General features: G+C 67.5%; 20 protein-coding genes. 10 read left to right on the forward strand and 10 right to left on the reverse strand.

Features of this window, described 5'->3' with window-relative positions; all coding sequences use genetic code 11:
• Positions 1-13 precede the first annotated feature (13 nt).
• The 3 genes from AC3WQZ_RS23510 to AC3WQZ_RS23520 all read right to left on the reverse strand — a co-directional run bounded on the left by AC3WQZ_RS23510 (position 14) and on the right by AC3WQZ_RS23520 (position 3,446).
• The gene (locus AC3WQZ_RS23510; protein ID WP_492301362.1) at positions 14-748 is read right to left on the reverse strand and encodes a hypothetical protein; all 735 of its coding nucleotides are present in this window, start codon (positions 746-748) and stop codon (positions 14-16) included.
• 153 nt (positions 749-901) lie between these two features.
• Complete coding sequence (locus tag AC3WQZ_RS23515; protein WP_010809870.1) at positions 902-1,900, reverse strand: Bug family tripartite tricarboxylate transporter substrate binding protein; 999 nt, start codon at positions 1,898-1,900, stop codon at positions 902-904.
• 52 nt (positions 1,901-1,952) lie between these two features.
• The gene (locus AC3WQZ_RS23520; protein WP_010809869.1) at positions 1,953-3,446 is read right to left on the reverse strand and encodes an acyl-CoA synthetase; all 1,494 of its coding nucleotides are present in this window, start codon (positions 3,444-3,446) and stop codon (positions 1,953-1,955) included.
• A gap of 127 nt (positions 3,447-3,573) precedes the next feature.
• Between AC3WQZ_RS23520 and AC3WQZ_RS23525 the strand changes: the two genes are divergently transcribed.
• From AC3WQZ_RS23525 to AC3WQZ_RS23535, 3 genes are all read left to right on the forward strand, one after another.
• Positions 3,574-4,488, forward strand: coding sequence for a LysR family transcriptional regulator (locus AC3WQZ_RS23525; protein ID WP_010809868.1), 915 nt, complete (start codon positions 3,574-3,576; stop codon positions 4,486-4,488).
• Between the two features lie 137 nt (positions 4,489-4,625).
• Positions 4,626-5,141, forward strand: a complete 516-nt coding sequence (locus AC3WQZ_RS23530) for a winged helix-turn-helix transcriptional regulator (RefSeq protein WP_010809867.1) — start codon at positions 4,626-4,628, stop codon at positions 5,139-5,141.
• On the forward strand, positions 5,134-6,492 hold the full coding sequence (locus AC3WQZ_RS23535) for an MATE family efflux transporter (RefSeq protein ID WP_010809866.1): 1,359 nt from the start codon (positions 5,134-5,136) through the stop codon (positions 6,490-6,492). Before AC3WQZ_RS23530 ends, AC3WQZ_RS23535 begins: the two co-directional genes overlap by 8 nt.
• Before the next feature lie 143 nt (positions 6,493-6,635).
• Here the strand turns inward: AC3WQZ_RS23535 and AC3WQZ_RS23540 are convergent, their stop codons facing one another.
• The 4 genes from AC3WQZ_RS23540 to AC3WQZ_RS23555 form a co-directional block, all read right to left on the reverse strand.
• Positions 6,636-8,084 (reverse strand): efflux transporter outer membrane subunit, encoded by a 1,449-nt coding sequence (locus AC3WQZ_RS23540; RefSeq protein WP_439668310.1) that lies wholly within the window; start codon positions 8,082-8,084, stop codon positions 6,636-6,638.
• Positions 8,081-11,239 (reverse strand): efflux RND transporter permease subunit, encoded by a 3,159-nt coding sequence (locus AC3WQZ_RS23545; RefSeq protein WP_010812265.1) that lies wholly within the window; start codon positions 11,237-11,239, stop codon positions 8,081-8,083. Before AC3WQZ_RS23545 ends, AC3WQZ_RS23540 begins: the two co-directional genes overlap by 4 nt.
• A complete protein-coding gene (locus tag AC3WQZ_RS23550; RefSeq protein ID WP_011616123.1) occupies positions 11,236-12,471 on the reverse strand; it encodes an efflux RND transporter periplasmic adaptor subunit in 1,236 nt (411 codons plus the stop codon). The genes AC3WQZ_RS23545 and AC3WQZ_RS23550 overlap by 4 nt, the downstream gene beginning before the upstream one ends.
• 207 nt (positions 12,472-12,678) lie before the next feature.
• Entirely contained in the window at positions 12,679-15,075 is a 2,397-nt protein-coding gene (locus AC3WQZ_RS23555) for a carbohydrate-binding family V/XII (protein WP_492301365.1), read from the reverse strand.
• Positions 15,076-15,447: 372 nt separating this feature from the next.
• Between AC3WQZ_RS23555 and AC3WQZ_RS23560 the strand changes: the two genes are divergently transcribed.
• Positions 15,448-16,596: a metallophosphoesterase gene (locus AC3WQZ_RS23560; protein WP_010812268.1), complete on the forward strand. Its 1,149-nt coding sequence runs from the start codon at positions 15,448-15,450 to the stop codon at positions 16,594-16,596.
• A 369-nt stretch (positions 16,597-16,965) separates the two neighbouring features.
• Here AC3WQZ_RS23560 and ettA read toward each other — a convergent pair whose 3' ends face one another.
• Positions 16,966-18,633 carry an energy-dependent translational throttle protein EttA gene (gene ettA, locus AC3WQZ_RS23565; protein ID WP_010812269.1) on the reverse strand — a complete coding sequence of 556 codons (1,668 nt, stop codon included), beginning with the start codon at positions 18,631-18,633 and terminating at the stop codon, positions 16,966-16,968.
• A gap of 138 nt (positions 18,634-18,771) precedes the next feature.
• On the opposite strand from ettA, the gene AC3WQZ_RS23570 reads away from it, so the two are divergent.
• Together AC3WQZ_RS23570 and AC3WQZ_RS23575 are read left to right on the forward strand one after the other, a co-directional pair.
• On the forward strand, positions 18,772-18,993 hold the full coding sequence (locus AC3WQZ_RS23570) for a hypothetical protein (RefSeq protein ID WP_011616125.1): 222 nt from the start codon (positions 18,772-18,774) through the stop codon (positions 18,991-18,993).
• 49 nt (positions 18,994-19,042) lie between these two features.
• Entirely contained in the window at positions 19,043-19,567 is a 525-nt protein-coding gene (locus tag AC3WQZ_RS23575; protein ID WP_011616126.1) for a M48 family metallopeptidase, read from the forward strand.
• On the opposite strand, the gene AC3WQZ_RS23580 is transcribed toward AC3WQZ_RS23575, so the two are convergent.
• The gene (locus AC3WQZ_RS23580; protein ID WP_010812272.1) at positions 19,549-20,448 is read right to left on the reverse strand and encodes an endo alpha-1,4 polygalactosaminidase; all 900 of its coding nucleotides are present in this window, start codon (positions 20,446-20,448) and stop codon (positions 19,549-19,551) included. The genes AC3WQZ_RS23575 and AC3WQZ_RS23580 overlap by 19 nt on opposite strands.
• A gap of 416 nt (positions 20,449-20,864) precedes the next feature.
• Between AC3WQZ_RS23580 and AC3WQZ_RS23585 the strand changes: the two genes are divergently transcribed.
• From AC3WQZ_RS23585 to AC3WQZ_RS23600, 4 genes are all read left to right on the forward strand, one after another.
• Positions 20,865-21,767 carry an amidohydrolase family protein gene (locus tag AC3WQZ_RS23585; protein WP_011616127.1) on the forward strand — a complete coding sequence of 301 codons (903 nt, stop codon included), beginning with the start codon at positions 20,865-20,867 and terminating at the stop codon, positions 21,765-21,767.
• A gap of 45 nt (positions 21,768-21,812) precedes the next feature.
• Complete coding sequence (locus tag AC3WQZ_RS23590; protein ID WP_010812274.1) at positions 21,813-22,727, forward strand: amidohydrolase family protein; 915 nt, start codon at positions 21,813-21,815, stop codon at positions 22,725-22,727.
• Positions 22,728-22,836: 109 nt separating this feature from the next.
• Positions 22,837-24,279 carry a UbiD family decarboxylase gene (locus AC3WQZ_RS23595; RefSeq protein ID WP_010812275.1) on the forward strand — a complete coding sequence of 481 codons (1,443 nt, stop codon included), beginning with the start codon at positions 22,837-22,839 and terminating at the stop codon, positions 24,277-24,279.
• 230 nt (positions 24,280-24,509) lie between these two features.
• On the forward strand, positions 24,510-25,901 hold the full coding sequence (locus tag AC3WQZ_RS23600) for a nucleobase:cation symporter-2 family protein (protein WP_011616128.1): 1,392 nt from the start codon (positions 24,510-24,512) through the stop codon (positions 25,899-25,901).
• A 5-nt stretch (positions 25,902-25,906) separates the two neighbouring features.
• Here AC3WQZ_RS23600 and AC3WQZ_RS23605 read toward each other — a convergent pair whose 3' ends face one another.
• A complete protein-coding gene (locus AC3WQZ_RS23605) occupies positions 25,907-26,830 on the reverse strand; it encodes a LysR family transcriptional regulator (RefSeq protein ID WP_010812277.1) in 924 nt (307 codons plus the stop codon).
• Positions 26,831-26,939 lie beyond the last annotated feature (109 nt).

Below are 26,939 nucleotides of genomic sequence, written 5' to 3' on the forward strand. Positions count from 1 at the left end.
CTGCTGCGGAGTGTTACCAGCTGCCAGGCTTCTCCGGCTTGGCGGCTGGCTTTGGCGCGGGCTTAGCGGCGGCTGCCTTGCCGCCCTTGGCCGCGGGCGCCGAGGCCGGATTGAGCTGCTTGTCCACCTCGGCATCCTTGTCCGCCATCAGCACGCGCGCCTGCGGCAGCAGCATTTCGATGGTGCCGGTGTTGGGGTCTTCCGGCATGGCGTAGAGCTCAACCGTCAGCGGCTTGTGCATCCAGCCGGCATGCAGCGTCTTGATGCTCTTGCCAGCCTTGTCGGGCATGTCGACCTGCTCCTGCCGGAACGGCTTGCCGTACAGCGCGCTGACGCTGTCGGCCGCGGCCTGCTGCGAGTTGGCGCCGGCGGTCGGGACCACCAGGCCGACCAGCGCGTTGCGGTCGACAAAGGCCAGCACAAAGGGGCCGTCCATGAAGGACGGGCGCTGCGCGCGCGGCACGCCGACCTGGCGCATCAGGCCATCGCCCTTCAGTTCGACACAGAATCCGGTGACATCGCGGCCATCGGGCGTGCGCTTGTCGGCGCAATCCGGCAAGGCCGGCAGCGGATTGCCGATTTCCAGCATGGCCAGCAGCGGCGACAGCGCGCTGTTCTCGGCCTTGGCCTGGGCCTTGGCCGGTGCGGGGGCTGCTTTGGCGGCAGGGGCGGAAGCGGGGGCGGCAATGGCGCCGGCAGCGGCGCCCAGCAGGCCGGCAAGCGCCAGCCCGGCAACGGGGAATTTCAAATCGGACTCCTGATGTACGGCTCCGGGTTGGAGCCCGCCCCGGCCGGGTTGTTCCTGCTGGCGCGGGCGGTGACGGGAAAGTCACCGGCGGCCTGCCGGGCCAGGGGCGAGCAGTAGCTTACCCCATGGCCCTGGCGGCTCCCGCACTTCCAGTCAGTCCAACGAAATGTTATTGGCCTTGATCACCTTGCCCCAGTGCTCGCGGTCGGCTTCGATATAGCGGTCGATCTCGGCCTGCGTGCGCGGCGCCTGCACGACCAGTCCCAGCGCGCTGAAGGTGGAACGGAACTGCGCGTCCTTGAGCACGTGGGCAGCGGCGGCCTGCAGCCTGGCCACCGCATCGGGCGGCGTCTGCGCGGGCACGGCCAGGCCGAACCAGGTGGCGGCCTGGAAGTTGGGATAGCCGCCTTCCGCCACGGTCGGCACGTCGGGCAGCACGTCCAGCCGGGTGCGGCCGGTGACCGCCAGCGCCTTGAGCTTGCCTGCCTTGATATGCGGCAGCGAGGTGCTGACCACATCCACCATCAGTTGCACGTCGTTGGCCAGCAGCGCCGACAGCGCCGGGGCGCTGCCGTTGTAGGGCACGTGGGTGACGCTGATGCCCAGCTCGGTCTTGAGCATTTCGGTGGCCAGCTGGAGCGCGTTGCCCAGGCCGACCGAGCCATAGTTGAGCTTGCCGCCCGCGGCCTTGGCGTAGGCCGCGAACTCGCGGATATTGCTGGCCGGCACCTTGCTGTTGGTCACCACCACCAGCGGCACCTCGGCGCCGATGCTGAAGATCTTGAAATCCTTGGGCGGATCGTAGTTGATCTTCTTGTACAGCATCGGGTTGAGCACCATGCTGCCGTTGGTGGCCAGCACCATGGTGTAACCGTCTGCCGGCGCACGCGCCACGCTGGTGGTGCCGATCATGGTGGCCGCGCCCGGGCGGTTTTCCACCACCACGGTCTGGCCCAGCTGGCGCGACATGCCGTCGGCCAGCGCGCGGCCGAACTGGTCGGTCGAGCCGCCGGGGGTGTAGGGCACCACCAGCTTGATCGGGCGATCGGGATAGGCGGCCTGCGCGGCTCCGCCCCACATGGCCAGCGCGCACCCCGCGCCGGCTGCCATCGCGGCGAGCCAGGCGCGCCGTCCGCTTGGTTTGTTCTGCATCGCGTCTCCTCCTGTTGTTATCGGTCGTGATCGATCCAGGCCGGGCACGCGCTCAGACGCGGCGCTGGCGGCCTTCCCAGTATCGGTCACGCAGCCGGCGCTTGGCGAGCTTGCCGGTTTCATCGCGCGGCAGCTGCGTCTCGACCACGATGCTGCGCGGCACCTTGAAGCCGGACAGCCGCTGGCGCAGCCAGTCGATCACCTCGGCCTCGCGGATCTCCACGCCTGGCATCGGCTGCACCATGCCCAGCAGGCGCTCGCCGTACTCGTCGTCGGGGATGCCGAACACCACGCAGTCGGCCACGCCGGGGTAGCGCACCAGCTCATGCTCGATCTCGGCCGGGTAGATGTTCACGCCGCCGGAGATCACCATGTCCGAGGCGCGGTCGCAGATAAACAGGTAGCCGTCGGCATCGACATAGCCCATGTCACCCAGCGTCACCAGCCCGTCTCGGTCGATGGCGGCGCGCGCGGCATCATTGTTGCGGTAGCTGAAGTCGGGGTAAGCCGGCTGGCGCACGTAGACCAGGCCGATCTCGCCCGGCGCGCACTGGCGGCCGTTCTCGTCGAGGATGCGCAGCTGCGCGTCATCGACCGGTTTGCCGGCGGTCCCCGGGCGCGCGGCGGCATCGGCCGGCGTGGCCACGGTGATCATGCCGGCTTCGCTGGAGGCGTAGGTTTCGTGGATGACCGGGCCCAGCCATTCCAGCATCGCGCGCTTTACTTCGGGCGAGCACGGCGAGCCGGTGGAGGCGACGAAGCGGATCGAAGACAGGTCGTACCTGGCGCGCACCTCGGGCGGCAGCTTGAGCAGGCGCACGTACATGATCGGCACCAGGTAGAGCACGTCGATGCGGTGCTTTTCCACCAGCGCCAGCACCTGCTCGGCATCAAAGCGCGACGTGAGCACCAGGCGTTCGGCCATCTGCAGCGCGTTCTGGATAAACGAGCCCGGCGCGCTGTGGTACAGCGGCGCCGACATCAGCGTGCGGCAGCCCGGCTCGATGCCGTAGGTCTGCCTCACCACCGAGCGCATGCGCGCGAGCTGTTCCTCCAGCCGGTCCAGCGGCAGCGGCTGGCGCACCACGCCCTTGGGCCGGCCGGTGGTGCCGGAGGTGTAGGCCATATGGCCGCGCGGCGCCACGCGCGGGCCGTCGTAGGCCGGCTGCTGCGCCAGCCAGCTTTCATAGTCGATGGCGCCTTGGGCGGGGCCGCCCACCGACAGCACCGTCATGCCGGCCGGAACGGCGTCGCGCACGGCGGGCAGCAGGTCGGCCTGCACCAGCAGCACCCTGGCGCCGCTGTCGGTCAGCAGGAAGCGCACTTCCTCGGCGGTGAAGTGCCAGTTGATCGGGCAGTAGTAGCAGCCCGCGGTACGGCAGGCATGGACCACGTCGGCATAGGCCGGATCGTTACGCAGCAGCACGGCGACCACGTCGCCCTCCTGCACGCCCAGCGCGCGCAGGCCGCCGGCCAGGCGGGCGCCGCGCGCCAGCAATTCTTCGCCGCTGCGGTGCATGTCTTCAAACCAGAGGTCCGTGGCCATCCGTCGTCTCCTGTATGCGATCCGTTCTGTCAGCCGACCACTGTATCGGCGTAGTCGTGGATCGACAATCAGGTGCATCGGAATCACAATGTTGCACCAGACGCGACAATCCTGCAGGCAATCCCCGATGGACCTCAACCTGATCCAGGCCTTCGTCGACATCGTCGATGCGGGCAACCTGGCCGAAGCCGGCCGGCGCCGCGGCGTGACGCGCTCGCAGGTCAGCCGCCAGCTGCGTGAGCTGGAGCACCAGGCCGGCGCCCAGCTGCTGCGCCGGACCACGCGCCGGCTGGAGCTGACCGGGCCCGGCCATGCGCTGTACCAGCATGGCGTGCGCATCCTGCAGGAAGTGGCCTCGGCGCAGGCCGAGATCGACAGCCTGGGCCGGACCCTGCGCGGCCATGTGCGCGTGAGCGTGCCCACCGGGCTGGGCGATGCCTATATCGCGCCGCTGCTGCTGCAGTTTGCGCGGAAGCACCCCGGCATCACGCTGCGCGTGTTCTTCGCCAACCGCGTCAACGACCTGATCGCGGCCGAGATCGATGTCGCGCTGAAGGTCACCTCGGCGCCGCCGCTGGATCACGTGGCGCGTGAAATCTGCGACATCCGGTGGCAACTGTATGCATCGCCGGAGTACCTCGCAGACATCCCGCCGGTACAAGCGCCGCCCGACCTGACCGGCTGCAACTTCCTGTGCCCGCCATACCCGCCGCGCCAGTTCCCGCTGTCGCTGTACCGCGACAGCCAGCGCGTGGACGTGGCGCTGACGCCAAAGCTTCAGTCGGAAAACTTCCTGTTCCTGGCGCGCGCCGTGCGCGAGGGCCTCGGCATCGGCATGCTGCCGGTCTACATCGGTTGGGAGGAAGTGCGCGCCGGCCGGCTAGTGCCGGTGCTGCCCGACTGGCGCCCGGAGGGGCTGGGCAACAAGCTCTTCATCATCACCACGCCTAACCTGCACCCGTCGATGGCCACCCGCGCGCTGATCGGGTTCCTGCGAGAGGAACTGGACAAGCTTGAAGTGTTCCGCGACGCGGTGGCGTAGCCGGCACCGCTGGCCGGTGAACGAACGCTTTCCGGACTCAGGGTCGCAACCAGCCCTGCAAACTTTCGTTTTGCAAGCTATGCTCCAGAAAACTTGCACTTTGCAAGCAAGTCGACAGGACCAGAACGGCGGAGACCATGCCCCCTACCGATTTCACCTCGATGCCCTGCCCCGTGGCCCGCTCCATGGCCGTGCTGGGCGAACGCTGGGCCATCCTTGTGCTGCGCGAGGCCTTCTACGGCAGCACGCGCTTCGACGAGTTCGAACGCAACCTGGGCATCGCCCCCAACATCCTCAGCGCGCGCCTGAAGACGCTGGTGGCGCACGGGCTGCTGGCCCGCGTAACGCCCGAGGGCGGCGCTCGCCACGTCTACCAGCTGACCGACAAGGGCCGCGACTTCTTCCCGGCCTATGTCGCGCTCAAGGCCTGGGCCGACCGCTGGATGACCGACGAAAAGGGTCCGCTGACGCTGCTGCAGGACCGCCGCACCGGCGCCGAGATTGCCGAGCCGGCGCTGGCGCGCGCCGACGGCAGCGCGATCACGCTGGACGATTTGCGTGTCCTGCCCGGCCCCGGTGCCGGCCGCTTCCTGCGGCAGCGCTTTGGCGAGGCCGGGACCGTTGGCGAGCCAGGGGAGGCCCGCCATGACTGACACGCGCACATTGCCCGCGGGCGCCCTGCCCGCCGAGGCGGTACCGGCCACTGAAATTGCGCGCCGCATCGGCAAGCTGGCCGGACCGACCGCGCTGATCGCCGTGCTGCAGGCCGTGGCCCAGTTGATCGAAACCTGGCTGGCCGCGCGCCAGGGCACGGCGGCGCTGGCCGGCTGGGCGGTGGTGCTGCCGTTTGCGCTGCTACTGCAGCAGATGTCGACCGGAGCGATGGGCGGCGGCGTGGTCGCGGCCATCGCCCGCGCGCTTGGCGCCAACAAGCGCGAGGAAGCGTCTTCGCTGGTCATGCACGCGCTGCTGATCGCAGTGACCGCCGGGCTGGCCTTTGCGGTGGTGCTGGCGGGCTTCCCGCGCGGCGTGCTGGGCGCGGTGGCCGGCGCCACGGCGGCGGAGGCCGCTGCCAGCTATGCGATCTGGCTGTTCGGTGTCGGCGCCATTCCGGCGTGGCTGGCCAATACGCTGGCCTCGGTGCTGCGCGGCGGCGGCCGCCATGCGCTGGCCGCACGCGTGCTGGCGCTGATGTGGGTCGCTTTCCCCGCACTGTCGTGGCTGCTGGCCGAGCCTGCCGGCATGGGGCTGGCCGGCATCGGCGCCGCGCTGGCGGCGGTGTCGTGGGCCGCGGCGCTGGCGATGGCGATCGTGGTGGCGCGCGGCGGCGCGGGCTTCGTGCCGGTGCTGCGGGTGCGGCCGTCGTGGGAGCTGTTCGCGCGCATCCTGTCGGTGGGCCTGGTGGCGTGCGCGCTGGCCTCGGTGGCCAACCTGACCACCATCCTGGTCACCGCGCAGCTGCGCCACCATGGCACCGCGGCGGTGGCGGCCTATGGCATCTCGGCGCGGCTGGAATTCCTGATGATCCCGCTGGCCTTTGGCGTGGGCTCGGCGCTGACCGCACTGGTCGGCCGCGCCGTGGGCGCCGGCGACTGGCATACCGCGCGCCGCACGGCATGGGTCGGCGCGTTCCTGGCGCTGGCCATCGCCGGCACCGCCGGCATTGCCGTGGGCCTGGCGCCGGTGCGCTTTGCCAGCCTGTTCACCCATGACCCCGAAGTGATCGCCATCGCCGCGCGCGCGCTGTCATGGGTAGGGCCGGCCTTCGGCAGCTTCGGCCTGGGCATGGCGCTGTACTTTGCCTCGATGGGCGCGGGCCGCATGCGCTGGCCGGTGGCCGCGGGGCTGTGCCGGATCGCGCTGGCGGTGGGCGGCGGCTGGCTGCTGGCCAATGTGTTCGGGATGGGGCTGGACGGACACTTCCTGGGGGTGGCGCTGGGGATTACGGCCTATGGGGTGGTCACGGCGCTGGGGGTCAGGCAGGGGGAGTGGTCGGCGCGGTGAGGTCAGTGGCGTGAGCGCATTTCAACGCCTGCGGTTTGCTCCCCTCTCCCACTTCGCGGGAGAGGGGAGCGTCCGCGAGAGGTGGCAGTGAATTCCGGCGCACGCGGTGCGCTAGCGCCTGGCAATTGCGCCAGCACTTCGTCCTACCGCCTCAACACCTTCGCATCCCCCTGCATCCCCGCCTCCCTGACGTCCTGCGGCACCGACGGCCAGCCGCCGCCGAGCGACTTGTACAACGCCGCGGTGCCGGTCAGCACGTCCACCTGCCCCTGCACCGCCGACAGCTGCGCGGCGAACAGCTTCTCCTGTGCCGTGGTCACCTCCAGGTAGCTGGAATAGCCGCCCTCGTAGCGCGCGCTCGACTGGTCGGCATAGACCACCAGGCTCTTCTCCTGCTGGCGCAGGCTGACCAGGCGGTTGCGGGTCTCGATGCCGTTGGACAGTGCACTGTTGACGTCGGCCAGGGCCGACAGCACGGTGCCCTGGTAGGCCAGCATGGCCTGCTCGCGCTGTGCCGAGGCGGCCTGCACCTGGCCGCGGATGGCGCCGCCCTGGAAGATCGGCTGGGTCAGGCCGGCACCGATGCCCCACACCTGCGAGGCACTATGCCACAACCCGGCCGGCGAACTGGCAATGGCGCCGAACAGCCCGCTCAGGTTGACGGCCGGCAGGTACAACGCTTGCGCGGCGCCCAGCTGCGCATTGGCGGCAATGGCGGACTGCTCGGCCTGCAGCACGTCCGGCCGGCGCGACAGCAGCGCGGCTGGCAGGTCCGCACCCACCGGCGGCGGCTGCAGTTCATTGACCGGCTTGCCGCGCTCGATCGGCCCGGGCTCGCGGCCCAGCAGCACCGACAGCGCGTTCTCGGTCTGCGCGATGCCGCTGCGCAGCACCGGGATCGTCGCCTCGGTCACGTAGAAATCGTTCTCGGCCTGCGACAGCTCAACCTGCGAGATCACCCCGCCCTCATAGCGCTGCCGGAAGATATCCAGTCCAGCCCCGCGCGCCTTCAGCGTCTGCTGCGCGATCTCCAGCTGCGCGTCCAGCCCGCGCAGCGTGGCGTAGCCCTGCACCACCGATGCCGCCAGTGACAGCACCACGCCACGGCGCGCGTACTCGGCGTTCCACAGGCTGGCCTCGGCGGACTCCGCCTGGCGCCGGATGCGGCCCCACAGGTCGATCTCCCAGCTGGCATTGGCGAGCAGCTGGTACGAGTTGCGCGGGCCATCGAGCGACGCGAACGGCGTGCCGTTGAAGGTGCCGGCGCGCTGGCGCGTTGCCGCCGCGGACAGGTTCACCTGCGGGAAGAATCCCGAGCGCACCACCATCAGCTGGCCGCGGAACTCATCGATGCGGGCCGCGGCGATGCGCACGTCGTAGCTGTTGCGCAGCGCCGTCTCGACCAGCGTGTTCAGCACCGGGTCGCCGAAGCTGTCCCACCAGGCGCTGTCCGCGGCCACCGACAGCACGCCGGTATCGATGCGGTACTGCGCCGGCTCGGGCGTGGCCGGGCGCTCATAGTTGGGGCCGATGGCACAGCCGCCCAGCGCTGCGGCCAGGCAGGCACCGGCCAGCCGGTGGCGCGCGCTCATGACGGTTCTCCGGCCGGTGGCGTGGTGGCTGCGGCCCCGACCTTGGGCTTAGGCTTGCGCTCGGACATCACCTCCAGCCCCCAGAAGAACATCGGGATGAAGAACAGCGCAATCACCGTGGCGCCGAGCATCCCGCCGATCACGCCGGTGCCCAGCGACTGTCGGCTGGCCGCCGACGCGCCACTGGCGATCGCCAGCGGCACGCAGCCGAGGATAAAGGCGAGCGAGGTCATGATGATCGGGCGCAGGCGCAGCCTGGCCGCATGCAAGGCCGCGTCGTAGGCACTGAGGCCTTCCTTGTGCCGGATTTCCACCGCGAACTCGAAGATCAGGATGGCATTCTTCGCCGCCAACGCAATCAGCACCGTCAGCCCGATCTGGAAGTAGACGTCGTTCTGCATGCCACGCAACAGGATGGCAACCAGTGCACCGAACAGCGCGAACGGTACCGCCAGCAGCACACCGAACGGCAGCGTCCATTTTTCGTACTGCGCAGCAAGGATCAGGAACACCATCAGCAAGGCAAAGGCAAAGACCATTGCTGCCGTCGACCCGGCAGTCTTCTCCTCGTACGCCTGTCCGCTCCAGGCAAAGCTGTAGCCCTGGCCAAGCACCTCCCGCGCCACGTCCTCCATGGCCGCAAGCGCCTGGCCGGAGCTGTAGCCCGGCGCGGCATCGCCCATGATCTTGGCGGCCGGGAAATTGTTGAAGCGGGTCATGATATCGGCGCCCGGGACATACCGGGATGTCGTCACCGCCTTGATCGGCACCATTTCGCCAGTGCGGTTGCGCACGTAGACCTTGTCGAGATCCTCCGGACGCGAGCGGTAGTCGGCCTCGGCCTGCAGGATCACCTGGAACAGCCGGCTGTTCTTCGGGAACTGGCTGACGAAGAGCGAACCGAACATGGTCTGCAGCGCGGAATAGACCTGCTCGACGGGCACGCCCTGGGTTTCGGAGCGTTCGCGATCCACCTCCACCAGCAACTGGCGCGAGCGCGTGTTGATAGTGGAATTGATCCCGGTCAGCTCCGGCCGCTGCCGCGCCTTGGCGATAAAGGCATGCACCCGCTCCTCCAGCTGCTGGTAGGTGCCGTCCGCCGTGCTCTGGAGCCAGAACTCAAAACCACCGGTCGTTCCCAGGCCCGGGATCGAGGGCGGGTTGATCGGAATGGTCACACCGTCCTGGTAGCTCGCAAACTCCTTCTTCGCCTTGGCGATCAGATCCGCCGCGCTCTCGCCTTCCTTGCGGTCATGGAAGCCCTTCAGCGTGATGAACAAGGTGGAAGCATTGGCCTTGTTCTGCGAATCGATCAGGCTGTACCCGTCCACGGACGCCACCGAGCTGACGCCGGGCTGCTTGGCATACCAGGCCTCGGCACGGGAGGAGAGGTTGCCGGTGCGGTCCAGGCTGGCCGCATCCGGCATCACCACGGCACCGAACAGATAGCCCTGGTCCTCCACCGGCAGGAACGACGACGGTATCCGCACGAACATCAGCACGCTCACCCCGATCATGACAAGGATGATGACGATGGAGATCACCGTCCGCCTGATCACGACCTGCAGCGACTTGTCGTACCCCTGGATCAGGCGATCGAACGAATTGTTGAACCACTGGAAAAACCGGTTCTTCTTGTGCTCGCCGGGCTTGAGCAGGATTGCCGCAAGCGCCGGCGACAGGGTCAGCGCCACCACCCCGGACAACACCACCGACACCGCGATGGTGACGGCAAACTGCTTGTAGAGCTGGCCGGTAATGCCGGACAGGAACGCCACCGGGATGAACACCGCCAGCAGCACCAGCACGATCGCAACCACGGGGCCGCTCACCTCGTCCATGGCACGCTTGGCCGCCTCCTTTGGTGGCAGTTTGAACTCCACCATGTTGCGCTCGACGTTCTCGATCACCACGATCGCGTCGTCGACCACGATGCCGATGGCCAGCACCATCCCGAACAAGGTCAGCATGTTGACCGAAAAGCCGAACATGCTCATGCCGACGAAGGCGCCAATGATCGACACCGGCACGGCAAGGATCGGCACGATGGTTGCGCGCAGGCTCTGCAGGAACAGGTAGACGACCAGGATCACGAGGATCACCGCATCGCGCAGCGTGTGCACCACCTCGTTGATCGATTCGTTCACGAACTCGGTGGTGTCGAGCGCAACCTCATATTCCAGCCCGGGCGGGAACGACTTCTTCAGCTCCGCCAGCGTGCCGCGCACCTGCTTGGCCACGTCCAGCGCATTGGCGCCCGGCTGCTGGTAGACCGCCAGCAGCGTGGCGGTCTTGCCCTTGTAGCGGCTGCGCAGCGAATAATCCTTGACGCCGAGCTCAGCCCTGCCGATGTCCTTGAGCCGCACCAGCGCGGCGTCGCCCGACTGCGCGCGCAGGATCATGTTCTCGAACTCGGCGGGCTCGGTCATCTGGCCCTTGGTCGCAATCGGGAACGTCTGCAGGACGGGATCGGTGGTCGGCGACTGTCCGATACGGCCGGCGGAGAACTGCTGGTTCTGCGCGCTGACAGCGTTCTTGACGTCTTCCGTGGTAATGCCCAGCGACGCCATCCGGTCCGGCCGCAGCCAGAGCCGCATGGCGTAGTCCGGATTGCCGAAGATCGCTGACTGGTTGGCGCCGGGAATGCGCTTGAGCGCATCCAGCACATAGATGTTGGCGTAGTTGCCGACAAAGGTCTGGTCGTAGCTGTTGTCCGGCGAAAAGATGGCAATCACCATCATGAACGCGGAAGAACGCTTCTGCACGGAAACGCCCTGGGCCGTGACCGCTTCAGGCAGGGTTGGCAGCGCCAGGTTGACCCGGTTCTGCACGTCTACCTGCGCCAGTTGCGGATCGGTCCCGATCTCGAAATACACCGTCAAGGTCAGGTCACCCGTCGAGGAGCTCGTCGAGTTCATGTACATCATCCGGTCCGCGCCGTTGACCTGCTGCTCGATCGGCGCCGCTACGTTTTGGGCGACCACCTCCGCGCTGGCTCCGGGGTATCGAGTCGTCACCGTGATCGACGGCGGCGTGACGTCCGGGAACTGGGCAATCGGCAGTTTGGTCAGCGCGACCAGGCCGCCCACCACGATGATGATGGACAGGACCGACGCAAAGATGGGTCGGTCGATGAAGAAGTGGGCAAGCTTCATGGCTTGCTCCCCGCGCTCTGCGTGCTCTTGGCCTGGGCGGGGGATGACGCGCCTGGCGCACCCGGTGCGCTGGCGGGCGCCGCACCCGCCGGGGGCTTCTGGCCGGACGCGACCTCGGTGGCCTTGACCGGCGCGTCGGGCGCCAGCCGCAGCCCGCCGCTGACGACCACGCGCTCGCCCGGCTTCAGGCCGGAGCGGATCACCCAGTTGTCGCCGGTCCACTGGCCCACGTCGACCACGCGCTGGTGGGCCTTGTTGTCCGCGCCGACCACCCACACCATCTGCCCGCGCGGGCCCTGGATGACGGCTTCCTGCGGCACCGCCACGGCCTTGGTGCGCTCGGCGCCATGCAGCTTCACACGCACGAACTGGCCGGGGCGCAGCGTGCCGTCAGGGTTGGCAACCTCGGCGCGGATCATGTAGGTGCCGGTCTCGGCGCTGAACGAGGCATCGGCAAAGGTGATCTTGCCGTGATGCGGGAACTGGCTGCCATCGGCCATCACGATCACCACGTCAAAGGCGCCCTTGGGCGGGAACTTGAGCGCGCCGGACTCCTGCTCCGAGCGTGACGACAGCACCTCGTTCTCGGACAGGCTGAAATTGACCCACATCGGGTCGAGCTTGGCCACGTAGGTCAGCAGGCTGTTCGACGGATCGATATAGCTGCCGGCCTGCTTCTTGGCAAAGCTCGACACGCCGGTGACCGGTGACTTGATCGTGGTATAGCCCAGGTTCAGCCTGGCATTGGTGACATTGGCCCGGGCCGCCTCGACCGCGGCCGCGGCGGCCTGCTGCTTGCCCACGGCGTCGTCCAGGTCGCGCTGGCTCAGCGCGTTGCGCTCGGCCAGCGGGCGCACCCGCGCCAGGTCGGCATTGGCGGTCTTGAGCCGCGCCACCTGCTGCGCCATTTCGGCATTGGCCGCATCCAGCGCCGCGGCGAAAGGCTTGGGATCCATCAGGAACATGGTCTCGCCGGCCTTGACCACCGCGCCCTCGGTATAGACGCGCCGGTCCAGGAAGCCATTGACGCGCGCGCGGATCTCCACCTGCTGCGAGCTCTGGGTCTGGCCGACGAAGTCATAGACGATCGGCACATCGCGCGGCGCCACCGTCATCGTGCCGACCTCGGCCGCGGGCGGTGCGCTGGGCGCCGGTTTGTCCTTGCCGCAGGCGGCCAGCGTCATCACGCAGACCAGCCAGAGCGCGCCGCGCCAATGGAAAGCAGTGTTCACGGATCCCTCTCCCGCCATGGTTATGCACGCGATCGCCGCGCGCGCACGCTGGCGACCTTCCGTCGCGCCGGACCGGTGGCCGCACTCGCCTCTTTACCGGCAGGGTAAGGCTCGGCCCTGCGGGCGCCAATTCAATTCTTTTGTAGGCGTCTTTACTGCTTTCGACTTGCTTTTGCCCGCACCCGCGCGGGCTGCCAGGGCCCTGTCTCAGCGGCGGAACCCGCCATGGAAACCGCCGCCGCGGAAACCCCCGGCACGGCCGCCAAAACCGCCCCCACCGCCGCGCCCCTGCCACTGCTGGGCCGTGCCCTGGAAACGCTGCTGGCCGATCTCACGCGCCTGGCGCTGCTGCTCTAGCCGCGCAGTGGCGTCGTTGCCGGGCTGCACCTGTTCCCAGCCGCTGGGGGTGTGCTTCTGCCAGCCGTTGTCGGTGTGCTGGTACACCGAGCCGTCGTGGCCGGCATACACGTTGCCGTTGTTCCACACCACCGCATTGTTCTTGTCCGGATTGGCGACAAAGCCACGGCTGCCGGCAGTGTGCTGGCCGGTCTGCGTATTGCCGGCAATACCCGCTTCGGCCGCGCCGACGCGGCCGGTCTGCGCGTTGTAGCCCGCCGCCTGGCGGCCGGCGGCATAGTTGCCGGTGTAGGTGTTGCCGGCCACGCCGCCGCGCGCGGCGCCCTCGCGCCCGGTCGACGGATTGGCGAACGAGCCCTGGCGGCCCGCCGCATAGTTGCCGGAATAGGGATTGAACGCCCCACCGCGGCTGCCCTGGTAGCGCGCCCCGGTGGCCGGGTCGTAGCCGGCGCCGGCGGTGCCGCGCCATTCGGTGCCGGTCCAGGCGTTCCAGCCCTGAGCGTGGGTCACGGTGCCCTGGCCCCAGCGGCCGTAGAAATTGGCCTGGTTCACGTTGACGTAGTTCCAGTTGTACGCGCCGCCCCACCAATGAGGGCCCCAGTACGGCGACGCCGCGCCCCAGAACGCACCGGCGGCGAAGCCGAAGGCAAAGCCCTCGGCCATGCCGATGCCAAAGCCGGCGCCGTAGCCATAGGTGGCCGGGTAGCCGTAGTAGACCGCGCCCACATAGGGCGGATAGACATAGCCGGTGCCGTACACCACCGTGCCGTCGGCGCTGACCACCACGCCCATGTAGCCGGGGGTGTAGCCCACCACCACGGTCTCCGGCGTGACCGAATAGATGCGCACATAGGTCACGTAGTACACCGGCGAAGTCGGCGGGATGGTGTAGATCGCCGACGGCACTTCGGTGGCCACACGCCACGGGCCGGACGGTGCCGGCGCCGTGAACCAGACGCCGTTGGCGACCGCGTAGTAGTGGCTGCTGTCGACCTCGATCACCGGCGTGCCGCTGTTGACCGCGTAGCTGAGCGAGGTGCCGGTGACCGGCGTGAAGCGCGGCGCGCCGTCATACGCCACCGCCAGGCTGGCCTTGCTGCGCGACACCGTGGCGGTCTGCGGAATGGTCGCCGCGATCTCGGCCTCGCGTGCCTGCGGCGTGCCGGGCACCGAGACCAGCACATTGGCCTTGGGGTCGGTCGCCGGGATCCTGGCGAAGTCTGCCGGCAGCTGGGCGCCGGGCACGTACTCCCACGGCCCGGTCAGCATCGGCGCGCGGAACCAGCGGCCCGAGACCAGCACGTAATACTGGTTGGCACCCGGATCGACAAAGACCGCGTGGTCGGCATTGGACATCGTCAGCAGGCTGACGCCGCTGACCGGCGTCATCTGCGGCGCGCCGCTGGTCATGACCAGCTCGGTCGGCTGCGTGGCAAAGAGGATCGCCGGCGCCCTCGCCGGCCGCTTGCCGTCGGCCGGCAGCATCGTGTCGGGCTTCATGCCGGCCGCCGCCTTGGTGGCCGCGCTCTCCAGCGCCTTGGGCACGGTCGTCATCACTTCCCAGGCGCCGCCGGCCGATTCGGAGCGATACCAGTAGCCGGCCGCCTTCAGGTGCAGCTCGCCGCCGGATTCGCGCAGCAGCAGCGCTCGGCTGTTCAGCGCCCGTTCGTACTGCGTGCCCGGCACGGCGCGCCAGGCCGGCTCGCCGTCGACCAGCACCAGCAGCGTCGGCGTGGTGGCAAAAAGGATCTGGGGCACGTCATTGCGCACCGCCACGCGGCCAGCCTTGGCCAGTTGCTGCGATACCGCGTAGCTGGCCTGCAACTGGTCCAGCGGCACCGTCAGCCCGTTGGCCGGCAGGCGCGACACCAGCGCCTGGCGCACCCGGTCGGCGGCGTCGGGCCGGGTCGGCACTTCGACGCTGTCCACCGTGATTCGGGTCAGTTGCACCAGCCCTGAGGACTTGTCGATATCGCCGGTTGCCGAGAAATGCACCACGCCGTAGGTCGGAGAACCCGACTTCTCGCCCACCGCCACCGCCGCGCGCCCGGACAGCCGGTTGCCGTCCCAGGTCTCGATCTGGGGCTGGTACAGCTCCACGTGATCGGTGGCGGCGTCAAAATTGCGGGGCCAGCTCAGGGCAGCCGCGGTTGGCGTGGGCGGCGTGGCGGCCTGCGGGCTGAGCGGGGCGAATGCAAGCCACGCCGCGGCGATCAGGGCGCTGGTCTGCTTCAGGCGAAAAGACATGGGTTTCTCCGGGAGGAAGCCGCCTGCGCCGGCGGGCCGGCACCGCGGGCACGATGCTGCACAACAGGCGGCCCATCCCGCGAATCTAAATTAGGCCGCAAAGGCGAACAATCTGATTCGAAAACATTCAGGATCCGTCCCCAAAAAAGACAGATCAGCCGGTGGCATGGGGCATGCGCGGCGGCCATCGACAGCGGCCTTCATACAAAGAAGTAGTCGGGGCGGCAGGCGGCCATGTCAAGCCGCAATGCGCCGTTGCGACGCGCGCAGGCAAGGCGGGTGTGCATCTTGCTTGGCCTGATGCCACCACAACGGCCCTTGAAGCCGCCCCGCACGGCCTCATCTTTGAAGACTCCGCCCAGGCCCGCCCCCATGCCTCCACGCACCACCATCCTGACCGCCGCCCTCGTGACAGCCCTGCTGCACGGCTATATCGGGCTGCGCCTGCTGCCGGCGATGCCGGTGCCGATGGCGGTCAAGGCATTGGCCGTCGCCTGGCTGGCCCTCTCCTGCGCCCTGCTGCCGGCCGGGCTGCTGGCGCGGCGCGTCAGCCAGCCCTGGTCGGACCTGGTTTCCTGGATCGGCATGCTGGCAATGGGATTCTTCTCATCCCTGCTGGTGCTGACGCTGGTACGCGACGTGGCGCTGGCGGCGGCCTGGCTGGCCGGGCAACTGCTCGGCTGGCACGCGCCCGGCCTGTCCGCGGGCAGTGCGGTGGCGGTGCCGCTGCTGGCGCTGCTGGTCACGCTGGCCGGCTATATCAATGCCCGCCGGCTGGCGCGCGTGGTCGAAGTCGACGTGCCCGTGGCCGGCCTGCCCGACGCCCTGCATGGTTTCACCATCGCCCAGATCAGCGACATCCATGTCGGGCCCACCATCAAGCGGCCCTACCTCGACCGCATCGTCGACCGCGTCAACAGCCTGCAGGCCGACGCCGTCGCCATCACCGGCGACCTGGTCGACGGCACCGTGCGCGAACTATCCGCCCACACCGCGCCGCTGGCCCGGCTGCAGGCGCGCCACGGCACCTACTTCGTCACCGGCAACCATGAGTACTACTCCGGCGCGGAGCCGTGGATTATTGAGCTGCGCCGCCTGGGCGTGCGCGTGCTGATGAACGAACATGTGGTGCTGCAGCACGACGGCGACGCGCTGGTACTTGGCGGCGTCACCGACTACTCCGCCGGCCGCTTCCACGAAAGCCACCGCAGCGACCCGCACCGCGCCATCGCCGGCGCCCCGGCACACGCCGGCGCGCGCGTGCTGCTGGCCCACCAGCCACGCACCGCTGCCGCCGCGGCGGAAGCCGGTTTCGACCTGCAGTTGTCCGGCCATACCCACGGCGGCCAGTTCTGGCCGTGGAACCTGTTCGTGCCGATGCAGCAGCCATACACCGCCGGACTGGTGCGGCATGGTTCACTGTGGATCTATATCAGCCGTGGCACCGGGTATTGGGGGCCGCCGAAGCGGTTTGGGGCGCCGTCGGAGATTACGCGGGTTAGGCTGGTGAAAGCGGGCTAGGAGAATGCCGTAGAAGGCCGAAGAATGGTCGCAGGGATTACTCAGCAGAAAGCCCCGCTCATTTGAGTCGGGGCTTTTGCTTATGGCACGAGCGCTGTCTGCTCACCGCTGGCGCCGCTCGGGCCCAAGGGGCTTTATTTGCCCTTCAGGTTCATCGAGCTGAATGCCTTTCGAGCCAAGTCTGAGATGCGTTTCTTGTTCCGCCTTAGCTCGGCGATTTCGGATTTCGTCAGATATAGGGAAACTGGAGACCTGCCAGATTTCATCATCACTCCTCCCGTCCTGCAGGACTTGCGACAACACTGCGTCATTCGCCATTCGCCATTCGCGCGAAAACGCGAACGGCGAATTAACTCCCCTCCACAACGCTCACCGCACAATCGGCTTATACCGAATCCGCTTGGGCTTGGCCCCTTCCTCACCCAGCCGCCGCTTCTTGTCCGCCTCATATTCCTGGTAGTTGCCGGGGAAGAACTCCACATGCGAGTCCCCCTCGAACGCCAGGATGTGCGTAGCAATCCGGTCCAGGAACCAGCGATCGTGCGAGATCACCATCACGCAGCCCGCGAATTCCAGCAGCGCATCTTCCAGCGCCCGCAGCGTTTCCACGTCAAGGTCGTTGGACGGTTCGTCCAGCAGCAGCACGTTGCCGCCCGCAATCAGCGTCTTGGCCATGTGCAAGCGGCCGCGTTCGCCGCCCGACAGCGTGCCGACCTGCTTCTGCTGGTCGCCGCCCTTGAAGTTGAAGCGGCCGATATAGGCGCGCGACGGCGTTTCGTACCTGCCCACCGTCAGGATGTCGGAGCCGCCCGAGATCTCTTCGAACACGGTCTTGGTGCCATCAAGCGCGTCGCGGCTCTGGTCGACAAAGGCCATCTTCACGGTCGGCCCGATCTTGATCTCGCCGCTGTCGGGCTGTTCCTTGCCGGTCAGCATGCGGAAGAAGGTCGACTTGCCGGCACCGTTCGGGCCGATGATGCCGACGATGGCGCCCGGCGGCACCTTGAAGCTGAGGTTGTCGATCAGCAGACGGTCGCCGTAGCCCTTGCTCACGCCGTCGAACTCGATCACCTCGTTGCCCAGGCGCTCACCCACCGGGATGAAGATTTCCTGGGTTTCGTTGCGCTTCTGGTAGTCCTGGCTGTTCAGTTCGTCAAAGCGGGCCAGACGCGCCTTGGACTTGGCCTGGCGGCCCTTCGGGTTCTGGCGCACCCACTCCAGCTCCTTGTGCAGCGCCTTCTGGCGGGCCGATTCGCTGGCCTCTTCCTGCTTCAGGCGCGCTTCCTTCTGGTCCAGCCACGAGCTGTAGTTGCCCTTCCAGGGGATGCCCTGGCCGCGGTCCAGTTCCAGGATCCACTCGGCGGCGTTGTCGAGGAAGTAGCGGTCGTGGGTCACGGCCACCACGGTGCCCGGGAAGCGCGTCAGGAACTGTTCCAGCCATTCCACCGATTCCGCATCCAGGTGGTTGGTCGGCTCGTCCAGCAGCAGCATGTCGGGGCGCGACAGCAGCAGGCGGCACAGCGCCACGCGGCGCTTTTCACCGCCGGAGAGATGCTCGATCCTGGCGTCCCACGGCGGCAGGCGCAGCGCGTCGGCGGCGATTTCCAGCTGCAGTTCGACATTGTTGCCGTCGCTGGCGGCCAGGATGGCTTCGTACTTGGCCTGGTCGGCGGCCAGTGCATCGAAGTCGGCGTCCGGTTCGGCATAGGCCGCGTAGATCTCGTCGAGCTTCTTGCGCGCCTCGAACACGCCGCCCAGCGCCTCTTCCACCGATTCGCGCACGGTCTGCTCGGGATTGAGTTGCGGTTCCTGCGGCAGGTAGCCGATGTTCAGGTTCGGCATCGGCGTGGCTTCGCCCTCGATTTCCTTGTCGAGGCCGGCCATGATCTTGAGCACCGTGGACTTGCCCGAGCCGTTCAGGCCCAGCACGCCGATCTTGGCGCCGGGGAAGAACGACAGCGAGATGTCCTTCAGGATGTGACGCTTGGGCGGGACGATCTTGCCCACGCGGTTCATGGTGAAAACGTACTGTGCCATGGGTGCGTGTTGGAGGGTTGTTCGGGAATGGCGGGAGTGTATCAGGCAGGCGCGGCGCGCTGAGGCAGCGCTGCTCGATTCCGCCCTGGCCGGTACAATGACAGGTTCGATTTTTCGCCGATTTCCCGAGCCATCGCCATGAGCAAACCCGCCCTGACCCTGAAGTTCAAGTGCAAGAAGTGCACCAAACCCGTCACGCTGTACCTGCAGAAGACGTCGGCCTGCTCGCACATCACCCCGTACCAGGGCTTCTGCAAGTGCGGCGAGATGATGCGTCACGCCACCGGCGACAAGGACGCGGTCGAGTCCTTCGTCAACTCGCTGGACAACAGCTGGATGCACCACCATCACCACCACTGAGCAGGCCACTGCCGTGAGTGAAACCTGGCGCCCCGCCGGCAAGGACCCGATGCGCTTCCTGGGCGGCTACCCACCCGGCGTGCTGGAGCAGGTGCGCGAGCTGATCGCCGCCGGCCGGCTCGGGGACCATATCGCCCGCCGTTACCCCGGGCGCCATACCGTGCAGACCGACCGCGCGCTGTACGAGTACACCACGGACATCAAGCAGGAATATCTGCGCAGCGCGCCGCCGCTGCACAAGGTCGGCTTCGATGCGCGCCTCGATTCGGCCCAGCGTGCGCTGGGCCTGCACACCGCGATCTCGCGCGTGCAGGGCAGCAAGCTCAAGGCCAAGAAGGAAATCCGCGTGGCGTCGCTGTTCAAGGAAGCGCCGCCGGAATTCCTGCGCATGATCGTCGTGCACGAGCTCGCCCACCTGAAGGAGAGCGATCACGACAAGGCCTTCTACCGGCTCTGTGAACACATGGAGCCGCGCTACCACCAGCTGGAATTCGATACCCGGCTCTACCTGGCCTGGCGGGAGCTGGAACGCGCCGCCCCCGCCGGCGCAGGCACTCAGGCGTCGCAGGCGTAGCGGAACGAGCCGTTCAGGGTCTTGGGCAACACCAGCGTGCGCAGGTTGGCGGCCTGCGCCTTGGCGCACAGCCCGGCGCGCGTGGCCGCGTCCTTGTACTTGGTGGCGTACTCGATCTGGAACACCGGCTTGCCCTGCCCCGTGAACGCCGTATAGGCGCCGCACTCCCGGTACTGGAAGCACTGCTCGTTGATGGCGAAATCGAAGCTCGCCGCCAGGTCCGCCACCTGCTCCACATCGTTCTTCAGCCCCACCGCCAGCCCGCGCGCATGCGCCTCGGCCGCCAGGAAGCGGTTGTAGTCGAGCTGGGTCTCGGCCGTCAGCGGCAGGCCGGTGCTGTTGGTATAGCCATCGACGTTGTCCGGATCGACCGCGTCGCAGCCCTTGCTGACCGCCAGGTCCATGCGCGCCTGCATGATGCGGCGCACGTTGGCCGAGCGCGTATCGAGCCAGCGCTCGCCCGCCCAGCCCGACAGCGGCGCGCCCATGTCCGCGGCGGCAAACTGGTTGTAGTCGGGGCGCCAGTCCTCGGAGCTGCCCGCGGAGAAATAGCAGATCACGCGCCGGCCCTGGGCCTTGAGCGCAGCGATAGTGGCCTGCGGCGTATCGAACAGGTCGAAGTCATAGGCAGTCACCGCATAGCTGGTGTTGAGCTTGCCGGTCAGCTGGATCTGCCAGGTATCGGTCAGCGCCGGTGCCCAGCGCGTGGTGGCGCTGGTGGTGGTTTCCGTGACCCCGTATTTTGTTGTCGTGGCCGCCGTGGTCGTCGCAGTCGGCGACACCATCTCCGTCTGGCCCCCATCCCCGCCGCAGCCGCCCAGCGCCATCGACAGCGCAACAGACAGCATGGCCCCCGCCATCACCGCATAGTTGCCGTGCATGTTTTTCACCCTTCCCCGTGATAAACCCCGTTCAAAGCAATCGGCCCGAGTTCTCCCTGCCCCGCGCCGGCGGGCCTGCCACCACGGTTTATGCAATGTAGCGGATTCGTACCATGGTTGGAATGCACGTGCGCCCGCTGTTCGTGCGGCGCAACACATGATGCGCTTGACGCAACGCTTGCGCGCTAGGTATAAAGAGCGCGTGGGTAGAAGCGGTCGATTGGACAGCAGCGGCGCAATGCCGCGAGGTTCAACTGGAGATTGCTCACTGACGGAGGGTTTCGTCGGTGGCGCAGTGGTCCAACAGCTCCCCTGACAAAGACTCCCGATAGCAGCATGCAAGGCCGGCCCCGCGGCGTTGTTCGCGCACGCCCGCCGCATGCGTGTCCAACCTAGTCATTGTTAGGGGATCTCCCATGATCATCGACACCAGCTGTTATCCGACCAACCTGGTGGACCTGGCCTGGCGCCACGACGGCGACCCGTTCACCGGCGAGCGCCTGATCCAGATGATGGACGGCCCGTTCACCATCAACGGCAAGCCGCGCCGCATCGACAAAGCCTTTATCCAGCCCCCGCAGGGCAACACCATCTACACCTACACCGACGGCGTGAAGTCAGGCAGCGAGTCCATCGACGCGTACATGGCCTACACCGCGGAGATGGTGAAGAAGTATCCGGAACGCTTTATCGGCTGCTTCGTCTACAACCCGCGCTGCGGCGTCGAGAACGGCGTCAACGCCATGGAGCACTACGTGAGGAAGCTGGGCTTCAAGATGGTCCAGTTCCAGGCCAACATGCATGCCTACCGCCCGGACCGCGCCCTCGACTGGCTGCGCCCGGCACTGCAGAAGTGCGCCGAGCTGGGCGTGCTGGTCAAGCTGCATACCGGCGACGGCCCCTACAGCATCCCGACCGAATGGGTGCCGATGATGAAGGAGTTCCCGACGGTGAACTTCATCATGGCCCACTTCGGCGTGCAGACCGGCGGCGTGTATTGCTTCGAGCCGTTCCAGATGGCCATGGACATGCCCAACGTGTACTGCGAATCGGGCTGGTGCCTGCAGTCGCGCATCGTCGAGTTCGCCAAGGTGCTGCCCAAGCACAAGATCCTGTTCGGCTCCGACACCCCGCCCAACGAGCCCGGCATGTGGCTGCGCCTGCTGGAAGTGCTGTGCTTCGAGCCGCCGCAGGGCCTGAACCTGGATGAAGACACGCTGGAAGACTACCTCGGCAACAACGTCGCCCGGATGATCGGCCTGGAACCGACGCCGGTCCCGCGCACGCTCGAAGAAGCGAAAGCACGCCTGGCCGCGTAAGCGCACAGGCCCGCGCCACCGACAACGGACTCCGGAGCACACAACATGATTATCGATACCCATCTGCACCCGACCAATCTCGTCGACGAGGCCTGGCGCCACACCGGCGAGCCCTTCAACGGCGAGCGCATGCTCAAGATGATGGACGGCCCCTACATGATCAACGGCAAGCCGCGCCGCATCGACATGGGCTTTATCCAGCCGCCGCCGGGCAACACCGGCTACCGCGACGGCAACCGCCGCGGGCGCGAAGGCATCCGCGACTACATGGCCTACATCGCGGAGCTCTGCCAGAAGTACCCCGACCGCTTTATCGGCAACTTCACCTTCAACCCGCGCTGGGGCCCGGAAGAAGGCGCGCAGGAGCTGGAATTCCACGTCAAGGAATACGGCTTCAAGATGCTCAAGCTGCATGCCAACATGCACGGCTACCGCCCCGACCGCGCGCTGGACTGGCTGCGCCCGGCGATGAAGGTCTGCGCCAAGTACAACGTGGTGGTGCTGATCCACACCGGCGACGGCCCGTACACCATCCCGACGATGTTCTACCCGATCATCCGCGAATTCCCGATGGTCAATTTCATCATCGGCCACTTCGGCATCCAGACCGGCGGCAACTACTCGTTCGAGGCCTTCTGGATGGCAATGGACACGCCCAACGTGTATTGCGAATCGGGCTGGTGCTTCCAGTCGCGCATCGTCGAGTTCGCGCGCCAGCTGCCGCGCGACAAGATCGTGTTCGGCACCGACACCCCGCCCAACGAGCCCGGCATGTGGCTGCGCGAGCTGGAGATGCTGTGCGGTCCCGCGCCGCAGGGCATGGACCTGGACGAGGACGGGCTGGAGGACTACATGGGCAACAACATCGCCCGGCTGGTCGGCATCGAGACCACGGCGCCGCCCAGGACGCAGCAAGAGGCATTGGCGCGGCTGAAGGATACGTACGCCAGCACGCGCTGACATGTAGTCGCTAGCTGTTCGGCAGGCAGGCACGGCACGGCGGCCGGGAGCACTCCCGGCCCCCGGGGCAGCCTTCGCCCTGGCCAACCCTGACCACAGGAGCCGATCCATGAACTCACCCTCAGCGCCCTTCGCCTCAGCGGCATCGGCGCGCAAGCCCTTTCACGACACCTCGCAGGACTTCCACCAGTTCCTGGCCGCCTACCGCGAGGCCTTTCCCGAAGACGTGCTGCATATCCGCGAGCCGGTCGGCGCGGACCAGGACCCGACCGCACTGGTGTGGGCGCTGGCCGCGCAGGGCCGCCATCCGGCCTTGCTGTTCGACCATGTCGAAGGGCTGGGCACGTCGCTGGCGACCAACCTCTTCGCCTCGCGCGAGCGCGTGGGGCGCATGCTGGGCGGCGTGGCGCCCGCCGGCATCCATGGCGAATACCAGACCCGCAGCCGCCGCATGGTGGCGCCGCGCGTGCTGGACAGCGGCGCCGTCACCGGCCATGTCGAGACTGAACACATCGACCTGCGCACGATCCCGGCGATCAAGCACTTCGCCACCGACCGCGGCCCATACATCACCAACGCGATCCTGATCGCGGAAGACCCCGACACCGGCATCGGCAACGCCAGCTACCACCGCTCGATGCTGCACTCGCCGACCGAGATCGCCACCAGCCTGCATTCGCGCGGGCACCTGTGGCGCATGCAGCAGCGCGCCACCGAACTGGGCCGGCCGCTGCCGGTGGCCATGGTGATCGGCGCGCATCCGCTGTTCATGCTGGCCGGCGCTGCGCGGCTGCCCTACGGCGTGGACGAGCGCCACGTTGCCGGCGGCCTGTTCGGCGCGCCGCTGGAAGCGGTACGCACGCCGCGCCACGGCATCCTGGTGCCGGCGCATGCGGAGATCGTGCTTGAAGGCGTGATTGATCCCGACGCGCGCGTCGACGAAGGCCCCTTCGGTGAATTCACCGGCTATTCGTCGGACCGCTCGACCAACAACCTGCTGCGCGTGGAAAGCGTGATGCGCCGCACCGATGCATGGCTGGTCGACGTGGTCGGCGGCAACTCGGCCGAACACCTGAACCTGGGCCGCATCCCGCGCGAATCGGAGATGGTCGACAAGCTCAGGGAGCGCTTCCCCGGCGTCACCGCCGTGCACTACCCCAGCTCCGGTACGCACTTCCACGCCTACGTGGCGCTGCGCCAGAGCCGCCCAGGCGAGGCGCGCCAGGTGATGCTGGGCCTGCTCGGCTGGGATCCGTACCTGAAGACGGTGGTCGCGGTGGACGAGGACGTCGACATCACCCGCGATGAAGAAGTGCTGTGGGCGATGGCCACGCACCTGCAACCGCACCTGGACGTGGTGGTGGTCGACGGCCTGCCTGGCAGCGCACTCGACCCCTCGGCCTCGGGTGTGGGCACCACATCACGCATGGGATTGGACGCCACGCGCGGACCTGCCTTCGACGGTATCCGCGCTCGCATCGACCCTGCCGCGATGGAGCGCGCGGCAGCACTGCTGAAGCGGCTGGAACGCGCGGGCTCCCACGTGCCGTAAGGGATAACCCGCTGAAACGGGCGGACTCATCGTTTCACCCGATCGATAAATCCGCCGCGAACGTTGTACCTTCCCGCCGCCGCTGTCATGCTGGACTGACAAGACAGGACAGGCGCGGGCATCGCACGAGAAGGATGGCCACTGACCATCCCGGAAAGGAAACTGCCGGCGACCTTGGCGACACGTGAGCGCAATGCGCGACCGGCGTGGTACCGACCAAAGGAGACAGTATGAATTCCACCCTGCCTACGCAAGGGAATGCCCCCGTGCATCCCGTCGACGAGGTCCTGCCCCCGACCCGCCTGCTGGCCCTTGGCCTGCAGCACGTGCTGGTGATGTATGCCGGCGCCATTGCCGTGCCGATGATCATCGGCGGCGCCCTCAAGCTGCCCAAGGACCAGGTGGCCTTCCTGATCGCCGCGGACCTGTTCTGCTGCGGCCTGGTGACGATGATCCAGAGCATCGGCATCTGGAAGGTCGGCATCCGCCTGCCGGTGATGATGGGCGTCACCTTCACCGCCATCGCACCGATCATCGCCACCGGCTCCAATCCGTCGCTGGGCCTGCCGGCCGTGTTCGGCGCGGTGATGGTGGCGGGCATCTTCACCTACATTGCCGCGCCCTATGTCGGCAAGATGGTGCGCTGGTTCCCGCCGGTAGTGACCGGCACGGTGGTGCTGGTGATCGGCGTCTCGCTGATGCGCGTCGGCATCAACTGGGCGGCGGGCGGCAACCCGACCATCAACACGGCGGCCGGCCCCGTGCCCAATCCCAACTTCGGCCTGCCGGTGAACATCGCCATCGCCACCGCTGTGCTGTGCACGGTGCTGGCGCTGGTGGCCTTTGCCAGGGGTTTCCTGTGCAACGTGGCGGTGCTGATCGGCATCGCGGTGGGCTTCGTGATCGCGCTGTCGCTGGGCAAGGTCAACTTCGACGGCCTGCACAACGCGCACTGGGTGGAGTTCATCACGCCCTTCCACTTCGGCTGGCCCACCTTCGATGCCATGACCGCGGTCACGCTGTGCGTGGTGATGATCGTGATCATGATCGAGGGCGTGGGCCAGTTCCTGGCGCTAGGCGAGATCGTGGGCCGCCCGGTGGGCTGCGACGACCTCGCGCGCGGCCTGCGTGCCGACGGCGTGGGCGCGCTGGTGGGAGCGGTGTTCAACACCTTCACCTACACCTCGTACGCGCAGAACGTGGGGCTGGTGCAGGTCACCGGCGTGCGCAGCCGCTGGGTCTGCGCCACCGCCGGCGGCATCCTCATCGTGCTGGGCTGCCTGCCCAAGCTGGCCTTCTTTGCCGCCTCGATCCCGCAATACGTGCTGGGCGGCGCCGCGCTGGTGATGTTCGGCATGGTGGCCGCCACCGGCGTGCGCATCCTCGGCCATGTGGACTTTGTCGAGAACAAGAAGAACGCCTATATCGTCGCCGTCAGCGTAGCGCTGGGCATGATCCCGCTGGTGTCGGACAAGTTCTTCGCGCAGATGCCGGAGCTGCTGGCCAAGTTCTGCCAGAACGGCATCCTGCTCGGCACGCTGACCGCGGTGCTGCTGAACCTGCTGTTCAACGCCCGCTCGCCGGCCCCCCAGGCCCACGGGCTGGCGAAGGAGCCGGCATGACGTAGTCAGGCTGCGTCGGCCAGCTTGGCGCGATAGCGCATGAGCAGGTCGCGGAAAGCCTGGGCCGGCGGTGACAGCGACCGGTCCGCGTGCACCAGCAGCGAGATCTCGCGGTGGATCACCGGATCGGTCGGCATCACCGTGGCCAGCCCCAGCGCGGAAGTCAGCCGCGTGACCGCCGCGCTCATCACCGCGATGCCCAGCCCGGCATCCACCATGCCCACCATGGTCAGCGGCAGGAACACCTCGTGCACCCGCTGCAGCGAAATGCCGCGCGCGGCCAGCGCGGTATCCAGGCAGTCGCGGATCGGGTTGCCCTTGTGCGGCCCGATCACGGGCAGGCCCGCCACGTCTTCCCAGCGCAGCGTCTTGCGCCGCCGCAGCGGATGATGCGCCGGCATCACGATCACGAAGGGATCGGACATCAGCCGGTGGGCGCTCAGGTCGGGCTGGCCCTCGGGAATGGTGCCGATGCCGAAATCCACCTCGCCCGAGCTGACCATCTTGGTCACCTCATGCTCGGACACGTCGTGCAGTTCCACCTTCACGCCGGGATGGCTCACGCAGAACTCGCGGATCACGCGCGGCAGCATCAGCGCGGCCTGGATCGACGACGCCGAGATCGACACGCGCCCGCGCCCCAGCGTGCGCAGCTCGCTGGAGTTCTCGATCACGCTGTCGATATCGGCCACCGCCTTCTTCACCAGCGGCAGCAGCTCCGCGCCCGCCTGCGTGATGTGCAGCTGGCGCGTGTGGCGGTCGAACAGCTTCAGGCCGAGGTTGCCTTCCAGCTCGTGGATCAGCGCGCTGACCGACGACTGCGACAGGTCCAGCTTCTCGGCCGCGCGGGTGAAGTGGCGCTCCTGCGCCACGGCGATGAACGCGCGCAGCTGGCGCAGCGACACGTTCATGTTGCTGATGTTTGGCACGTTGTCTACCTCCGGGATGTCGGGGTGCGCACTTGTCTTGCCAGATTGGCCGGCGCGTCTGATTCAGAGGGTAACACGATCAATTAATCCGTTTCCGGGTCTTTACCGA

This window comes from Cupriavidus sp. FW305-26, from assembly GCF_058787975.1.

Excerpts from the sequence above, each read along its gene's own strand:
- AC3WQZ_RS23515 (WP_010809870.1), bottom strand. The coding sequence starts at position 1,900 with ATGCAGAACAAACCAAGCGGACGGCGCGCCTGGCTCGCCGCGATGGCA.
- AC3WQZ_RS23520 (WP_010809869.1), bottom strand. The coding sequence starts at position 3,446 with ATGGCCACGGACCTCTGGTTTGAAGACATGCACCGCAGCGGCGAAGAA.
- AC3WQZ_RS23525 (WP_010809868.1), top strand. The coding sequence starts at position 3,574 with ATGGACCTCAACCTGATCCAGGCCTTCGTCGACATCGTCGATGCGGGC.
- AC3WQZ_RS23530 (WP_010809867.1), top strand. The coding sequence starts at position 4,626 with ATGCCCCCTACCGATTTCACCTCGATGCCCTGCCCCGTGGCCCGCTCC.
- AC3WQZ_RS23535 (WP_010809866.1), top strand. The coding sequence starts at position 5,134 with ATGACTGACACGCGCACATTGCCCGCGGGCGCCCTGCCCGCCGAGGCG.
- AC3WQZ_RS23540 (WP_439668310.1), bottom strand. The coding sequence starts at position 8,084 with ATGAGCGCGCGCCACCGGCTGGCCGGTGCCTGCCTGGCCGCAGCGCTG.
- AC3WQZ_RS23545 (WP_010812265.1), bottom strand. The coding sequence starts at position 11,239 with ATGAAGCTTGCCCACTTCTTCATCGACCGACCCATCTTTGCGTCGGTC.
- AC3WQZ_RS23555 (WP_492301365.1), bottom strand. The coding sequence starts at position 15,075 with ATGTCTTTTCGCCTGAAGCAGACCAGCGCCCTGATCGCCGCGGCGTGG.
- AC3WQZ_RS23560 (WP_010812268.1), top strand. The coding sequence starts at position 15,448 with ATGCCTCCACGCACCACCATCCTGACCGCCGCCCTCGTGACAGCCCTG.
- ettA (WP_010812269.1), bottom strand. The coding sequence starts at position 18,633 with ATGGCACAGTACGTTTTCACCATGAACCGCGTGGGCAAGATCGTCCCG.
- AC3WQZ_RS23570 (WP_011616125.1), top strand. The coding sequence starts at position 18,772 with ATGAGCAAACCCGCCCTGACCCTGAAGTTCAAGTGCAAGAAGTGCACC.
- AC3WQZ_RS23575 (WP_011616126.1), top strand. The coding sequence starts at position 19,043 with ATGCGCTTCCTGGGCGGCTACCCACCCGGCGTGCTGGAGCAGGTGCGC.
- AC3WQZ_RS23580 (WP_010812272.1), bottom strand. The coding sequence starts at position 20,448 with ATGCACGGCAACTATGCGGTGATGGCGGGGGCCATGCTGTCTGTTGCG.
- AC3WQZ_RS23585 (WP_011616127.1), top strand. The coding sequence starts at position 20,865 with ATGATCATCGACACCAGCTGTTATCCGACCAACCTGGTGGACCTGGCC.
- AC3WQZ_RS23590 (WP_010812274.1), top strand. The coding sequence starts at position 21,813 with ATGATTATCGATACCCATCTGCACCCGACCAATCTCGTCGACGAGGCC.
- AC3WQZ_RS23595 (WP_010812275.1), top strand. The coding sequence starts at position 22,837 with ATGAACTCACCCTCAGCGCCCTTCGCCTCAGCGGCATCGGCGCGCAAG.
- AC3WQZ_RS23600 (WP_011616128.1), top strand. The coding sequence starts at position 24,510 with ATGAATTCCACCCTGCCTACGCAAGGGAATGCCCCCGTGCATCCCGTC.